Origin of the sequence: Marinobacter pelagius, assembly GCF_003315345.1 — a bacterium.
Classification (GTDB): Bacteria; Pseudomonadota; Gammaproteobacteria; order Pseudomonadales; family Oleiphilaceae; genus Marinobacter; species Marinobacter pelagius_A.
In genome coordinates, this window is the sequence record NZ_QNRO01000036.1 from 1 (window position 1) to 16,130 (window position 16,130).

14 protein-coding genes and 1 pseudogene are annotated in these 16,130 nt (G+C 49.3%); all 15 read left to right on the top strand.

The features are described from left to right. Nucleotides 1-358: 358 nt before the first annotated feature. Complete coding sequence (locus tag DET50_RS18860; protein ID WP_113864252.1) at nt 359-1,114, top strand: Wzz/FepE/Etk N-terminal domain-containing protein; 756 nt, start codon at nt 359-361, stop codon at nt 1,112-1,114. 55 nt (nt 1,115-1,169) lie between these two features. Beyond that, a complete protein-coding gene (locus DET50_RS18865) occupies nt 1,170-2,117 on the top strand; it encodes a Gfo/Idh/MocA family protein (protein ID WP_113864253.1) in 948 nt (315 codons plus the stop codon). Nucleotides 2,118-2,169: 52 nt separating this feature from the next. Beyond that, nucleotides 2,170-2,745 carry an acyltransferase gene (locus DET50_RS18870; protein WP_113864254.1) on the top strand — a complete coding sequence of 192 codons (576 nt, stop codon included), beginning with the start codon at nt 2,170-2,172 and terminating at the stop codon, nt 2,743-2,745. Between the two features lie 60 nt (nt 2,746-2,805). Next, nucleotides 2,806-3,882 (top strand): DegT/DnrJ/EryC1/StrS family aminotransferase, encoded by a 1,077-nt coding sequence (locus DET50_RS18875; protein ID WP_113864265.1) that lies wholly within the window; start codon nt 2,806-2,808, stop codon nt 3,880-3,882. Between the two features lie 48 nt (nt 3,883-3,930). Further along, a complete protein-coding gene (locus DET50_RS18880; RefSeq protein ID WP_113864255.1) occupies nt 3,931-5,142 on the top strand; it encodes a polysaccharide pyruvyl transferase family protein in 1,212 nt (403 codons plus the stop codon). Next, nucleotides 5,143-6,330, top strand: a complete 1,188-nt coding sequence (locus DET50_RS18885; RefSeq protein ID WP_113864256.1) for a glycosyltransferase — start codon at nt 5,143-5,145, stop codon at nt 6,328-6,330. Next, nucleotides 6,327-7,628 carry a flippase gene (locus DET50_RS18890; protein ID WP_113864257.1) on the top strand — a complete coding sequence of 434 codons (1,302 nt, stop codon included), beginning with the start codon at nt 6,327-6,329 and terminating at the stop codon, nt 7,626-7,628. The genes DET50_RS18885 and DET50_RS18890 overlap by 4 nt, the downstream gene beginning before the upstream one ends. Beyond that, nucleotides 7,625-8,875, top strand: a complete 1,251-nt coding sequence (locus DET50_RS18895) for an O-antigen ligase family protein (RefSeq protein ID WP_113864258.1) — start codon at nt 7,625-7,627, stop codon at nt 8,873-8,875. The genes DET50_RS18890 and DET50_RS18895 overlap by 4 nt, the downstream gene beginning before the upstream one ends. Next, on the top strand, nt 8,872-9,984 hold the full coding sequence (locus DET50_RS18900; protein ID WP_113864259.1) for a glycosyltransferase family 4 protein: 1,113 nt from the start codon (nt 8,872-8,874) through the stop codon (nt 9,982-9,984). Before DET50_RS18895 ends, DET50_RS18900 begins: the two co-directional genes overlap by 4 nt. 53 nt (nt 9,985-10,037) lie before the next feature. Continuing rightward, a complete protein-coding gene (locus DET50_RS18905) occupies nt 10,038-11,207 on the top strand; it encodes a glycosyltransferase family 4 protein (protein ID WP_220150175.1) in 1,170 nt (389 codons plus the stop codon). A 29-nt stretch (nt 11,208-11,236) separates the two neighbouring features. Continuing rightward, nucleotides 11,237-11,830, top strand: coding sequence for a sugar transferase (locus tag DET50_RS18910; RefSeq protein WP_113864261.1), 594 nt, complete (start codon nt 11,237-11,239; stop codon nt 11,828-11,830). Next, on the top strand, nt 11,830-12,456 hold the full coding sequence (locus DET50_RS18915) for an acetyltransferase (RefSeq protein ID WP_113864262.1): 627 nt from the start codon (nt 11,830-11,832) through the stop codon (nt 12,454-12,456). The genes DET50_RS18910 and DET50_RS18915 overlap by 1 nt, the downstream gene beginning before the upstream one ends. A gap of 6 nt (nt 12,457-12,462) precedes the next feature. Then, on the top strand, nt 12,463-13,638 hold the full coding sequence (locus DET50_RS18920; RefSeq protein WP_113864263.1) for a DegT/DnrJ/EryC1/StrS family aminotransferase: 1,176 nt from the start codon (nt 12,463-12,465) through the stop codon (nt 13,636-13,638). Nucleotides 13,639-13,664: 26 nt separating this feature from the next. Then, nucleotides 13,665-15,590 carry a polysaccharide biosynthesis protein gene (locus DET50_RS18925; protein ID WP_181800023.1) on the top strand — a complete coding sequence of 642 codons (1,926 nt, stop codon included), beginning with the start codon at nt 13,665-13,667 and terminating at the stop codon, nt 15,588-15,590. Between the two features lie 106 nt (nt 15,591-15,696). Beyond that, nucleotides 15,697-16,037: pseudogene (gene cysC / locus DET50_RS18930) on the top strand (adenylyl-sulfate kinase); the annotation flags it as partial. Between the last annotated feature and the right edge of the window lie 93 nt (nt 16,038-16,130).

Sequence of the window (16,130 nt, forward strand, 5' to 3'; positions counted from 1 at the left end):
TTTGCTGAAGTATTGGCAATCCGGTCAGGAGTATTGGGCTAACTCCATCGCCAACTAAATTTAAAGCGCCCAAACGCAACGAACCCCGGAAAAACGGGGGTTCGTCAGCAATCTGAGGCCAGAGCTTTGCTCTGGCCTTTTTGTTTGGGTAGCAAATGCGCCTTTACTGCCGGTAACTGAAATTGAGGCCGGATTGACGTAGAATCGCGCTGTTTTCTGGACTGTATCTTGTTCGCGCCATGGGGTCTCCGTTTGCGGTGGCCTGAATGTTTATTGCCTTATTACGCCGATCAGGGTTGGTGGGGCGGTAGCGTGCCTGAACGCTGTTAGTTTTTAATAGGAAAGGTAATCTTCTGAAATGAATCAGGAAAATAGTAGAAACCAGGGTGAGATTTCGTTGGTGGATCTTGCCACCATTTTCATTCGTCGTATCTGGTTGTTTGTTGCTGTTTTAGTGCTGTTCGTTGTGGGCGGGGTTGTGTTTGCGCTAATGCAACCAGAGCGATATGAGTATGTGAGTCTTTATCAGATTGCACAAAAGGCGTCAGATAAACCGATAGAGAGCCCTGAAAAGTCGATAGCGGTGCTCAAATCACAGAAAATGCCGGAACTTGAAGTAGGCTACTTAGCTCAAAATGGCGAGCGGCTACCTTTCAGTGTTGATCTTGGGAATCCAGAAAACACCACTCTGGTTCGAATCTCCTCAGAAGCTGTTCGTGAGAAAGCTGATGCGGTTAGGGCATTTCATACCCAACTCCTGCAATTTCTTGAGAAAAGGCACGAGATGCTGATAGATCAAGCCAAGAACAACCTGCAAACCCGCCTCGATTCGGTCAACCGTACGTTGGACTCTCTGAAGTCAGCGCCAGAGGGTGGTCAGGCTATTGCTGAGGTAATGCAGAAACAAGTGGAGTTGGAGGGTGAACTCTCTGAGATCTCATCCGGTGAATTGTTGGTGGTGGGGCGTGAAAGTATTCAGAGAGTGGCGCCCAACCGAAAACTGATTGGCCTATTCGCTATCGTGGTTGGTTTTATCTTTGCCTTTCTGGCCGTGTTCCTCGCCGAGTTTGCCTCGTTGGTCAAAAAGGCCTTGCGTGAGCAGAGCAATACCTGAAGTTCGCCGCGCAGAAAACTATTTCACGCCAATTCGACATTGAGAGACTGAATTCATGACCAAGAAATTCGCACTGATTGGCGCAGCGGGCTACATTGCTCCTCGTCATATGAAAGCAATCAAAGACACCGGTAACAGTCTGGTTGCCGCTCTGGATAAGAACGACTCTGTAGGGATTATTGACAGTTACTTCCCGGAAGCCGATTTTTTCACTGAATTTGAGCGTTTTGATCGGCATATCGACAAGCTGCGCCGTGCCAATAACGGTGATGCAGTGGATTATATTTCCATTTGCTCACCGAACTATCTGCATGACAGTCATATGCGGTTCGCGCTGAGAGCAGGTGCGGACGCGATTTGCGAAAAGCCTTTGGTTCTGAACCCGTGGAACATTGATGGGCTGCTGGACATCGAGAAAGATACTGGTCGCAAGGTGAACACGATCCTCCAACTGCGTGTGCACCCCTCTATTATTGCTTTGCGCGAGAAAGTGCAAGCCGAAGCTCGGGACACCAAACATGAGGTGGACCTCACCTATATTACGTCTCGCGGCCATTGGTATTTACAGTCCTGGAAAGGTGACCAGAAGAAGTCCGGGGGTATCGCCACCAACATTGGTGTGCATTTTTACGACATGTTGCACTTTATTTTCGGCGAACTGCAGGGCAATGTCGTGCATTATAGCGACGACACCATGGCAGCCGGTTATCTCGAGTACGAAAAAGCCCGGGTTCGTTGGTTCCTTTCAGTGGACTATAAATACGTCCCGGATACTGCAAAGGCCGAGGGCCAGCGCACCTATCGCTCCATCACCGTAGATGGCGAGGAAATTGAGTTCTCCGGGGGCTTCACTGACTTACACACCCGCAGCTATGAGGAAATCCTTGCCGGCCGGGGATTTGGCCTCGAAGAAAACCGCGTCGCGATTGAAACTGTCTCCCATATTCGCAATGCCACGCCGGTTGGCCTGACGGGTGATTACCATCCTTTCCTCAAAAACTGAGGAATGTGATCTGAAAAAGGGGGGTGGCCCCAACGTCAATAAAGGAGTAGGTATGGCAGTAAAGATCCATCCTAGCGCAATTGTCGATGAAGGTGCTCAGATTGGCGAGGGCTCACGCGTGTGGCATTTCGTACACGTATGTGGTGGTGCCAGGGTTGGCAGAAACGTGTCCATGGGCCAGAACGTGTTTGTGGGCAACAGGGTTACGATTGGTGATAACTGCAAGATTCAGAACAACGTGTCGGTATACGATAACGTGCATCTTGAAGAGGGGGTGTTCTGTGGTCCCAGCATGGTCTTTACCAATGTTTACAACCCTCGTTCTCTGATTGAGCGAAAGAGCGAGTACCGCGATACTCTGGTTAAAAAGGGCGCAACACTGGGGGCAAACTGCACGATTGTGTGTGGTGTGACTGTCGGGGAATTCGCTTTTGTGGGTGCTGGCGCGGTAATCAACAAGGATGTGCCGGCCTATGCCTTGATGGTTGGTGTGCCTGCGAGACAAATCGGCTGGATGAGCGAATTCGGCGAGCAGCTGGATTTGCCGCTCACGGGTAACGCTGAGACCACCTGCGCCCATACAGGTAGTGTCTACAAGCTCGAAGGCAACAAGGTAACCAAGGTCTGATTTCAGAAATTCTCCCGAATGTTCTCTGTGTCCTCCCTGGCATCGAAGGTTTTTAATCACATGCAATTCGTAGATTTGGCAGCCCAGCAAGCAAGAATCAAAGACAAGATCGACGCAAATATCCAGAAGGTTTTGGCGCACGGAAAATATATCCTGGGTCCGGAAGTGGTTGAGCTGGAGGAAAAGCTCGCTGCGTTTTCAGGTGCCAAACATTGTATTACCGTGGCTAACGGCACCGATGCCTTGCAAATTGCGCAGATGGCCCTGGGGGTGGGGCCAGGGGATGAAGTAATTGTGCCCGGGTTTAGCTACATCGCGACCGCTGAGACGCCTGCAGTGTTGGGCGCCAAGCCGGTGTATGTCGATATAGACTCGAAAACGTACAATATGGACCCAGGGAAGTTGGAAGCCGCAATTACCCCTCGGACCAAAGCAATTATTCCAGTGTCCTTGTATGGACAGTGTGCGGACTTCGATGCGATTAATGCCATTGCCGAGAAATACGGAATTCCGGTGATTGAAGACGGAGCGCAAAGCTTTGGTGCCAGTTACAAAGGCCGGAAATCCTGCAACCTCAGTACTATAGGCTGCACGAGTTTCTTCCCTTCTAAACCACTGGGTTGCTATGGCGATGGCGGAGCAATTTTCACTAACGACGATGAGTTGGCCAATGTTCTGCGCCAGACTGCCCGCCATGGCCAGGATCGGCGTTACCACCACATTCGCGTGGGGGTAAACAGCAGGCTGGATACCCTGCAGGCGGCAATTTTACTGCCGAAGCTTGAGATACTGGCCGAGGAGATTGAGTTGCGCAACCAGGTGGCTGAGCGGTATACGCATTTGCTAAGAGAGTCGGGGATCCAAAGCACCCCTTATATTCAAGAGCAGAACGTGTCTGCTTGGGCGCAGTATACGATCCGGGTTGACGACCGCGCGCAAGTCCAGGCGAAACTCAAGGAGGCGGGCGTACCTACAGCGGTACATTATCCGATCCCTCTGAACAAGCAGCCTGCTGTAGCGGACGCCGCGGTCAAGCTGCCCATTGGAGATTCTGTGGCTGAGGTAGTGATAAGCATACCAATGCACCCCTACCTTTCAGAAAGCGATTGTCGACGTGTTGTCGGACAGCTGACTTGATCATGGGTGCCCGACTGCCCTCCCTGATTCGATCTCTGAGTTCAAAACATGAAAGTTGCGATATTTGGAAGTTATAACGGCGGTTCCATTGGCGATACTGCAATACTTCTCGGGTTGGTTTCTTCAATTTTTCGCGTTTCAGAAAAAGATGTGGAGGTCACCGTTCTTGCACTGGGAAGTGTAGGGATCAATGAAGAACTTAAGGCCTTGGGAGTAACAGAGCGCGTAAAAGAAGTCCCGGTTAACCGTCGATTCAGTGATTTAGCTTTCGGTATTGGGGAATATTTAGATAAAAGCTGGAGATATTTCAAAAGACTTCGGGGTGAACCTCCGTTAAACAAAGGCCGCATTCGAAGGGTTTTACGGGATTCCGACGTTTTGCTGGTTGGCGGTGGCAATCTGGTAATGGACCTATACGAAAATTGGCCAAGAATTTTAAGGTCAGTATGTGATGTATCTAAAGAGTTAAACGTTCCATACTGTTTTGTTGGTGTTGGTTCGGCACCAATAAATACACTAAAAGGAAAGAGAGACTTATTCGCTTCTTTGAAATTTGCAAATGGTGTGTTCTTTAGAGATTTAGCTTCAAAGGAATATTGTGAGAAAAATTTAGGCTTCGACAAATCATCGGTAGGCCCTGACCTTGCCTTTGGTATTGATTGCCCTGAGCTAACGAAGGCCGAGAAAAAGGATGCTCTCCTGCTCAATCTCGCTGCTGTCTATAGTGACCGGTGGCCTGTTAAAGATCCTGATAAATATGATAAATACTTGTCTAGTATGGTTGAACTGGTTGACCGCTTGGTTGAAAAGTTGGCTATAAAAGAGGTGGTCATATTTAACACAAACTACCCTCTAGACGAGTTTGCTGCTGAGGATTTCGTTAAAAAATATGAAAATTGTAGCTATGCTCCCGTTTCTCTCAGTTTTATCAGAGGAAGGAATACAGTTTCTCAGTTGTTGACTATATGCTCTAGCGCCCGGTTTTCCCTGGTAACGCGGCTCCATGCTGGTATCTTATCGAAAATTTCTGGGGCATACGTCTTTGCTGTTGAATATCAACCAAAAGTCCGAGATGTTTTGCACAATCAGACGTCGGGTACGATGGTGGAAAGTTTTGATTCGGTTTTGTCTGGTAAAGCATTTCAGTCAATTAACCAAGATTTCTCTGCAGGGGAACGCGAAGAAAACTTTGTCGGTCGAGATGAAGTCGATAAATTAGTGAGGCAGGTCGTGAAACAATGTAAGCCTCAGGTAGTTTGAATGCATATCCTGCTGATTCCCTCTTGGTATCCCAAAAATTCTAGTGATGTCGGTGGCGTATTTTTTCGTGATCAGGCTTTGGCTCTTCTCCATTTCGGGCATAAAGTTGGTGTTATCGCGCCGCAGATGAAGTCGGTGCTAACTCTTTTTAGCAGAAGCAAAACAAGCGTTTCCCCTTACTATGAGTTGGATGATGGGTTGAAAACCTATCGCAAGGAAGTGCTTGCTGCCTTCCCTCGGGTACCCTACGGCAACTACTGGTTGTTCAAGCGCACAGCTTATAGGTTGTTTAAGGACTATGTTAAGCATCACGGAAAGCCGGATGTTCTTCATGCACATGCCGCGATTTATGGTGGAGCAGTTGCTGCGGATCTTGGCAGGGAGTTCGATATACCTGTAGTCCTAACTGAGCACAGCACAGGTTTCGCTAGAGGCGCGTATTCGTCATGGCAGTTGAAACTGGCAGAGAAGGCTATCGTAGGTAGCCGGTCTCGTATTGCAGTAAGCCCATCTTTGGGGGAGCTTCTTGGTAAAAAGTTTGCGTTCAGTAAAGACCATTGGAAGTGGATTCCCAATGTAGTTGCGGATCGTTTCAAAACTCCTGAGAGCTTCGAAAGGAAAGATCGGCCCGTGAGGTTCCTGAACCTCGCGCTCATGACACCGAAAAAAGGCCAGTTCGACCTAATTGAAGCGTTTCACGCAGTGGCTCAACAAGGGCTCTCTGCGGAACTTTGGTTAGCAGGTGACGGGCCAATTCGAGCTGAATTGAAGAGGCGAGCTGTGAACTTGGGTATTGAAGACCGGGTTCGGTTCTTAGGACTGATCGCGCCCGGGAGCGTGCCAAAATTACTGTCTGAAATCGACGTTATGGTTGTTTCCAGTCACTACGAAACGTTTGGTGTTGTCGCTGCAGAGGCATTGATGGCCGGGGTACCGGTTATTGCTACCCGATGCGGAGGCCCGGAGTGCATCGTTGAAGAAGGTGATGGATTTTTGGTGCCTCCAAAAGACCCGGCTGTTCTTGGTAAGGCAATGCAGCAGCTTGGTCGGGATCTCGATAGCTACAACCGGAGAGAGATTATCGAGCGGGCGAGAAAACGTTTTTCAGGTCCTGCCATCGCATCGAGGTTGACAGAAGAGTACAAGTGCCTGTTACCCGAGGAAGTAATAGCGGAAAAGCTCGCATGAGCACGATTGTTTCACGACTGAAACGCTTAACTCTTTCATCACCTTTACGGCGCAACATTGGGATGACTCTTGGGCGTCAGCTATTGGCGGCATTCGCCCAGTTTTTGCTGGTCGTTTTGATAGCGCGAGAGTTGGGGCCGGGCGGCAATGGTTTTTATGCCATGGCCATTCTCATACCCACAATGCTCGCGAATTTCCTCAATCTTGGAATTGGGCCTGCGACGGTATACTACGTCAGCCGAGGCTACTTCGACTTTCGCCAGGCAATGGCGGGCAACCTTCGCCTTGGACTCATTGTAGCCGCATCTGGTGTCGCCCTCACGGTACCGATCTTGTTAATTTGGGGGGGAGAAGTATTCCCTGGCGTACCCACAGGGTTACTTTTTCTTGGGTTGGCTGCTTTCCCGTTAACCCTGTTGCTGGCATACCTGAACACCATTCTTCAGGGCCTGGAGAATTTCAAGGCATTCAATCTGACGATACTTCTTCCGCCATATGTGAATCTGGCCGGCGTCGTAATCGCCCTTTATGCGTATCCATCTGGAGTGTCCGGGGCGATCGCTGCCTATATCTCAGGACAATTGGTCGGTCTTGTAATTGTGGTTAGGTTGCTACGCCGGAGCAAAAACAAAGACGCGCGGCGAGTTGGGATGAAGCCGTTTACTACTTATGCTCGTCGAACACTTAGCTATGGCTGGAGAGCTCATCTCTCCAACATCCTGGCTTTTATTAACTACCGAGCCGACATCTTCCTCGTCAACTTTTTTCTTACCCCGGTTTCCACCGGTATCTACGTGATAGCGGTACAAATAGCTGAAAAACTGTGGATGCTCTCTCAGGCTGCCAGTACTGTCTTGCTGCCGCGACTTTCAGCTATGCATCACGACCCAGCGGCTAGGTTGGCTTTAAGCAATAAAGGATTTTGGGTGGTTTCAGGCATCACGGCAGCAGCAAGTGTTATTGTTGCCATTGCACTTTTTTGGCTGATAACCCCCGTGTTTGGAAAGGAATATGTTGAAGCTTTACCTGCTTTTTTTTGGCTTTTACCGGGTGTTATTGCAGGAGCTGGCTCGCGGATTTATGCAAATTGTATTGCCGCTGCGGGAAAACCAGAATGGAATATGTATTCGTCGTTTGGCGTGGTGAGCATCAATATTGTGGGAAATATCATGCTTGTGCCGGACTACGGCATAGTGGGAGCAGCTTGGGCGACCAGTGTGGCCTACTGCTTTAATGCTTTTGTTAAAGCATGGTTGGTTAGACTGCTATCCCATGTTGATACTGGAAGGGTCTTGTGAAAGTTGAACAAGTAAGCCAAAGTCTGCTGCATCTCGAGCCTTCAAGCGCCACCAAAAAGGTCGCAGTATTAATTATTAGCTTTGGGCTGTTGTCGGCAATCACATTGCCACCTGTGCCTTTCGGCGGGCTAAGCCTCTATTTAGTCACACTTCTGAGTCCGGCTGCTTTATTCTTGGCCATTTTTTTATGGTTTAAGACGCCTTATATTCACTCCTCTTCCTTTTTTCCGATCGCTCTGGGTGCAATGGTTTGCATATCGGCGATTGCGTCCTGGACGTTTAAATTATCTTCAATAAATATTCGCGATATCATCGAGGCTGTTAAGTATTTACAGTTTTTTCCGTTTCTCTTTCTGATTCCCTTTTTAAAGGATGAAAGTCTTGAAGCCTTTCACAAGGCTGTAGTTCTTTCCTCGATGGTGGCACTCATAGTGGGGTTTTCTCAAGTTCTAGGTATCGCCAACTTTATCTCTTACCTGTATTTGGGTAATGATAGTAGTCACATTGACTCTGTACTCTCCGGGCATAGAATAACCCTTACAGGGTCTGACCCAAATATCGGAGGTATAATTGCGTGTTTTTTTAGTATCTACTTTTTTTCACTCTACTCAATTCATAGGCGTTTTGGATATCTATTAGTTTTTTTGGTCTTTTTCTACCTGTGTTTTTTGACCCAAAGTAGGACCGCGTTAATTGCGGTATTGTTCGGGTTGGGGCTCTATTATGTTTTGTTTTTTAGAGGAATGGTGATCTACAAAATTTTATCTATCTTCCTTGCTTCTTTACTGGTTGTTTTTTTGGTCTTCTATTTGGATCTGTCGTACATATATATAGGTATTCAATACGCTTTGGAGGGTAGGAATAACAGCTTGAATGTAAGATTTGAGAATATCTATTTCGCCGTTCAGAAATTTCTTGAATATCCGCTTCTTGGTGTCGGTCCAGCGAAATCTTCCTTTGACACTACGATTGACTCTGAGTATGCGCTTATCATTCAGAGATACGGTTTGGTCGGTATTTTTGTGTTCGCAGCTTATCTTGTTTATCTTTTAAGGTTGGCCCTTAGGAATTTGGGCTCTCCCTGGGGAGTCTCTCTTTTTATTTTTGTTCTGATGTCGGTTCTTGTGATGATAACTAATAATATTTTCTCGGGGTATCAGTTGATGTCAATTATTATCCTCCTGAATATTGCATGTGTTATCAATGAAAGAAAAATGAATCGATCAAGCAAGGAACTTGAGTTTTGATACTAGCCCATCTGACTTCCGCCCACCCAAGAACAGACACTCGAATTTTTCTCAAACAATGTCGGTCCCTAGCCAACAATGGCTACTCAGTCTGCTTGGTAGTCGCGGACGGAAAAGGCAACGAGACAAAAAACAGAGTGGATATTCACGATGTTGGTGATTCAAAGGGGCGTTTGGATCGGATTCGCAATGCCCCTGGCCGGGTATTGGCAAAAGCGCTTGAGATTGACGCGGATGTTTATCATTTGCATGATCCGGAGTTGCTACCAATAGGCGTTAAGCTCAAAAAATTGGGCAAAGTCGTCATTTTTGATGCCCATGAGGACGTGCCTAAACAAATGTTGGGCAAGCCTTATCTGAATAAGCCAGCCAGGTGGTTTTTGTCGAAAATGCTTGCGGTATACGAACAGCGAGCCTGTCGTAAACTGGATGCAGTAATTGCTGCTACCCCTTACATTCGAGATAAGTTCACCGCGATGGGAATTCGCTCGATCGACGTAAATAACTTTCCTTTGCTTGGGGAGCTTTCCACTGGAACAGTGAGTTGGTCCCGAAAGAACGATCAGGTGGTTTATTTGGGTGGGCTTGGAAAAATCCGTGGCATTCATGAGATTGTGCAGGCAATCGGGCTCGCTTCGTCTGATGTGACGCTCGTGCTGGGTGGGAATTTTGGTCAACCCGATTTTGAAGCATTGGTTCGTGCAGAGGGCGGTTGGCAAAGAGTGGATTACCGGGGTTGGCTCGATAGGGAAGGGGTGAAGACTGCCCTCAAGGAATCAGTGGCTGGCTTAGTTACGCTCCACCCAATAATAAACTACCTGGATGCATTACCCGTGAAGATGTTCGAGTATATGGCTGCCGGATTGCCGGTCATAGCGTCCAACTTTCCACTCTGGAAACAGATTGTCGAGAGTAATGAATGTGGGCTGTGTGTAGATCCATTGGATCCGAAGGCGATTGCTCGGGCTATCGACTATTTGATAAGCCACCCTGAAGAAGCGGAGAAAATGGGGAACAATGGCCAGAGGGCGGTGAGAGAACAGTATAATTGGGACATCGAAGAGAAGAAGTTGGTCCAGTTCTACAACTCGCTGGGCGTAATTGGGTGATGTCTAGAACAGTCTGGATAATAAATCAATATGCCTCGACACCTGATACAGGAATGGGTGGCCGGCACTACCTACTTGCAAAGGAACTCGCTGATAGGGGAGTAAACGTTTACCTGATTATGGCGAGCTTCCATCACCTCCTTCATTCTCCATCAAATCCCGAATCGATTTATACGGTGTCCAATGAAGGGAAGTTCAAAGTAGTCCGTATTAAGTTGCCTGAGTATTCCGATGCACACAATGGGCGCCGAATTCTGAATTGGTGCTTGTTCGCATACCGGTTACTAGGTCTCAAACGGTTTATCCGGCAAAAACCTGATGCGATTCTGTACTCCTCGTTATCTCTGATCGGAGTGCTCTCAGCTGAGCGATTATCCCGCTATTACAACGTTCCTCTTATTTTTGAAGTGCGCGATATCTGGCCTCTGACCTTGACTGAAATTGGTGGAGTATCAAAACGCCACCCCTTTGTTCGCGTTCTCCAATGGATAGAGGACCGAGCCTATAAGGTGTCGGATAGGGTTATTTCTAATCTTCCTGACGCTGTCAATCATATGGTTGAGAGAGGTATGGATCCACGGAAATTTATATGGATCCCAAACGGTATTTCTGTAAGTGCTATGAATGCGACGGAGAAACTGGATTCACAGGTCGAGGCTGCTATCCCGGGTGACCAATTCGTTGTCGGGTACGCGGGTACCATCGGTGTCGCTAACGCGCTTGATGGCTTGTTGTCTGCCGCTGCAAAATTGCAAGAGTATTCAGATATATACTTTGTCTTGGTGGGCAACGGTAAGGAAAAGGAACGGTTGCTTGGACGGGTAGAGACTGAACACCTGACCAATGTCCGTATTCTTCCTGCTGTGCCAAAAGCACAGGTGCCGTCGTTACTCCAAAAGTTTGACGTCTGTTTTATCGCTTGGAAAGACGAATCGCTTTACCGGTTTGGTATTGGTGCTAACAAAATTCCAGAATATCTGTTTGCCGGCAAACCGGTGATCCACTCGTTCACAGGTGGGAGTGACCCGATCGAAGAGTATGAAGCAGGGGTGACTGTACCAGCCGAAAACCCTGACGCGTTAGCCAAAGGCATATTGGAGCTTTATCAGTGTTCTCCTGAAGAGCGTGCCCAAATGGGTCAAAATGGCAAGCGCGCTGCCCTGGAACACTATGATTACGTCAGGTTGGCCGACCGTCTCGAACAGGCCTTATTTGATCGTTGAAATTGGTGAATTGAGTCATAGTTTTCGATATGAAAAGAATTTTCGATTTTATAGCTGCACTTTTGGGTCTTTTCATTCTGGCTCCTATCCTTCTGATTGTAGCTCTGTTGGTTAAGCTGAAACTTGGTTCGCCGGTATTTTTTCGACAAGTTCGCCCCGGTAAGGGCGGCAATCCTTTCCAAATGGTCAAGTTTCGAACGATGTTAGATGCCACTGATAAAAACGGGAGCCCACTGCCAGACGATAGACGAATGACACGATTCGGCAGCTTTCTGCGCTCAACAAGCCTGGACGAACTGCCTGAACTCTGGAATGTTCTCAAAGGAGACATGAGCCTGGTTGGGCCACGTCCACTTCTGATGGAATATCTGCCCCTGTACTCACAGGAACAATACCGCCGCCATGAGGTTCGCCCGGGGGTAACCGGTTGGGCGCAAATTAATGGACGCAATGCGATTTCGTGGGAAGATAAGTTCAAGCTGGATGTGTGGTACGTAGATAATCAATCGTTCTGCCTGGACCTGAAAATCCTTTTTCTCACGGTGAAAAGAGTTTTGGTACGTGAGGGCATCAGTGGTGATGGAGAGGTGACGATGTCGAAGTTTACCGGTAATAAAGATTAATGCGACTGGCAATTCTTGGTGCGAGCGGGCATGGCAAGGTGGTGGCGGATGCTGCCACTTTGTCTGATTGGAGTGAAGTTGTTTTTTTTGATGATGCCTGGCCGAACTTGACACAAAATGGCCCCTGGAGGGTCGCTGGAGGTAGTCGCGAGCTGATGACTCAGGCTACTCAGTTTGATGGCGTTATTGTCGCGATTGGGAATAATCGTGTCCGCAATGCACGGCAGCGAGAACTGAAGGACGCGGGGCTGAATGTCGTTTCCGTCATTCACCCTTCCGCCGTTATCAGTCCACATGCCTCGATTGGCGTGGGCGCCGTGATTTTTGCGGGCGCAGTGATTAACGCGTGTGCCCGTGTTGGTGCGGGCAGTATTGTGAACACTGGCGCAGTTGTCGAGCACGACTGTTCAATCGGAGAGTACAGTCATCTCAGTCCGAATTCAGTGCTCGCTGGTGGCGTATCAGCGGGGCGAATGGTTTGGGTTGGGGCCGGAGCCTCGATCAAGCAGTTGGTTGTTTTGGGCGATGAAGTTTCGGTTGGCATGGGCAGTGTCGTACTGAACGACGTTCCGGCTGGGCAAACTGTTGTAGGGGTTCCAGCCCGCCTCCTTAATTCTCAAAACTGAGGTCTTATGTTGAATACTGCGTTTTCGCCCTGGCCTTCTTTTACTCAGGAGGAGGCGGATGCCATATCTCGGGTGCTTTTATCAAACAAGGTCAATTACTGGACTGGCACAGAGACTCGTGAGTTTGAAAAGGAGTTTGCCGAATTTGCCGGTACCAGCCATGCGGTAGCTGTGGCCAATGGAACGGTGGCACTGGATCTTGCGTTGAAAGGGCTCGGCATTGGTGTTGGTGATGAGGTAATTGTCACGTCCCGAACTTTTCTGGCTTCGGCATCTTGTATCGTAAATGCCGGTGCTAAGCCAGTGTTTGCGGATGTTGACCGGGACTCTCAAAACATCACATCTGAGACGGTTCGACCGCTGATAAACGATCGAACCCGGGCGATTATTGCAGTACATCTCGCCGGTTGGCCTTGTGATATGGATGCTCTGAATGAGTTGGCGGATGAGCATGGCCTTTATGTGATTGAAGATTGTGCTCAGGCCCACGGTGCTACCTACAAGGGGCGGCCGGTTGGCTCTATTGGACATGTGGCGGCCTGGTCTTTCTGTCAGGACAAGATCATGACCACTGGCGGTGAGGGTGGCATGGTGACCACAAACGACAACGAACTGTGGTCGCGAATGTGGTCTTTCAAGGATCACGGCAAGAGCTGGGATGCTGTCTATGAGCGCGCGCACCCACCCGGATTTCGCTGGTTGCATGAGAGTATTGGAACCAATTGGCGGATGACAGAGATGCAGGCTGTGATAGGGCGGATTCAGTTGAAGCGCATGCCCGACTGGGCCAGAGTCCGGCTTGCCAACTGTGAGAGAATCTGGGCGGCGGCCTCACAGTATAAGGGCTTGCGGGTACCTGTTGTGCCTGACGACATTGGCCATGCCGGTTATAAATGCTATGTCTTTGTGGAGCCAGCTGCTCTGACAGCGGGTTGGAGCCGGGACCGGATTATGTCTGAGGTGATTGCACGTGGCATCCCGTGTTTTTCTGGCTCATGCTCTGAAGTTTATCTAGAGAAGTGCTTTCAGGATGAGGGGCTGGGGCCTGTGGAGAGATTGCCGGTCGCAAGGGAGCTTGGGGAAACCAGTCTGATGTTCCTGGTTCACCCCACTTTGACCGAAGAGGAAATGGCTAAAACAGTGGAGGTGCTTTCTGAGGTTATGGCTGACGCGTCTAACTGAAACAGGGATTTTGTGTGAGAAACAAACTGATTAATCGCATTTTGCATTTGTCCCGGCCGAAGAAACGAGCAATTTCCGTCCTATCGGACTTCGTGCTGCTGTCTCTGGCAATCTGGGCAGCTTTTGCATTGCGTTTCGAGAATCCTGGGTGGATGCCGTCAGATAAGCAGCTTTGGGTATCACTGGCGACGGTAATGGTGACCATTGGTGCATTTGTAAAGCTCGGGCTCTACCGGGCAGTGATTCGCTACATCAGTGAGCATGCCTTTTTGGCCATCATGGTTGGTGTAACGTTTTCCAGCGTTGCGCTGATTGTTCTCGGTTTTCTGTTTCAAACCCTGGTCCCTCGCTCCGTCCCGGTTATTTATGGCGCCTTTGCTTTTGTGCTGGTTGCAGGGACCCGCTTTGGTGTTCGTACGGTTGTCCGGCGTCGGACTGATAGGTCCAAAGATGGAGTATTGATTGTAGGTGCTGGTCCCAAAGGAATGCAGTTGGCTTCTGCTTTGGCTCAAGGTGTTGAGTATCGACCGTTAGGGTTTGTCTCCACCGTGGATGCGAATCATAAGTCCCTGATTGGGAATTTGCCGGTTTATTCGCTTGAATTTATCGATAAAGCAATTCGTGAATTGGATGTTTCCCGGGTTTTGCTGGCCCTTGAGGATTTGGAGCCGGTAAACCGTAAGGAATTAATGCGGATTCTTGAGGGACTCTCCGTGCCAGTGCAAACAGTCCCCTCAATGTCTGAACTGGTTGCCGGCGTAGCCAGAATTAACGATATCCGAGATTTGGAATTAGAAGATTTGCTCGGCCGTGATCCGGTCCGGCCTGATACAGCAATGGTTTCCCAGAATCTTTATGGTAAGGCGGTTCTGGTAACGGGAGCCGGTGGATCAATAGGGTCGGAATTATGTCGGCAGATTCTTCGGCATAAGCCTAAGGCTCTCGTGTTGTTCGAGCAGTCCGAGTTTTCGCTATATTCGATTGAGCGCGAGTTGCAATCCATCAACCGGGTTGAAGCCCTTGGAGTTTCACTGCATGCGGTGCTTGGTAGCGTGACGCACCGCCGTCGCTGTGAGGCGGTAATGAGGGCCTTTGAAATTGAGACAGTTTTTCACGCAGCCGCATACAAACATGTGCCGTTGGTGGAACATAATGTGATCGAGGGTGTTCAAAATAATGTATTTGGCACCTTCCACGCGGCCGAAGCAGCGATTGAGAGCGGTGTTGAACGCTTTGTACTGATTTCTACCGATAAGGCCGTGCGCCCTACTAATGTCATGGGCGCATCTAAACGCATGGCTGAGTTAGTGCTCCAAGGGTTGGCGCAGAGGCAATCCAAAACAGTGTTTTCAATGGTGCGCTTCGGCAACGTGCTTGGGTCGTCGGGCTCTGTGGTACCGTTGTTCCGAGATCAGATCCGCGACGGCGGGCCGGTAACCGTGACTCATCAGGACATCATCCGTTACTTCATGACTATTCCGGAGGCGAGCCAACTGGTATTGCAGGCAGCCAGCATGGGGCAGGGAGGTGAAGTTTTTGTGCTGGATATGGGCGAGCCGGTGAAGATTGCTGACCTGGCCCGTAAAATGGTTCACCTGATGGGATTAGAAGAAAAGACCGAGGACAACCCGGATGGTGATATTGAGATCATTTATACAGGTCTTCGTCCGGGTGAGAAGCTTTATGAGGAACTCTTGATTGGTGATAACCCTCAAGGTACTGTTCATCCGCGTATCATGATGGCCCGCGAAGTGTCCATGCCGTGGGATGAGCTTGAAACTGTGCTGAATCAGTTGATGCGTGCGAGTCAGGAATTTGACTGTGCGCGGATTGTTTCTCTGCTGCGTGATGCGCCAACGGGGTTTGCTCCGAACGGCGATGTTGCGGATCTGGTTTGGTGTCAGGGGGATGAGACCCAACATAAGTCTGCATCGGTGTTGAGCTTGAGGTGAAGGTAAAAGCTGGCGTCAGATGAAAAGCCTTAGGGACTTTTCATCTGACGCCTTTTCATGGCAGGGGGACTCCGTGGGCGGAAATGTGATCTGGCACGACCTCTAAATCACCCGATTGGAACGGGCTGCCAGCAAAAACCAGAAACCCTGCCTGCTCTGGTTTACGGGCCTAAGTGCTTCCGGCAAGTCCACCATTGCCAATGCTCTGGATCTCGCGCTGCATCAACGTGGTCACCATACCTTCCTGCTTGATGGCGATAAGGTGCGTCATGGGTTGTGCCGGGACCTGGGGTTCTCTGATAAGGACCGCGTAGAAAATATTCGTCGGGTCGGGGAGGTAAGCAAACTGTTCACGACGCGGGCCTGATTGTGCTGAGTGCGTTTATTTCGCCCTTTGCCAGTGATCGACGAATGGTGCGTACTCTTTTTCCGGAGGGGGAGTTTATTGGGTATACGGATTTAATGGTTGATGGGGCACCTTCACCCCATCAATCTGATACCACCCTCAGATGGTTGATAGATCGACTCCGTAGTTGAGTT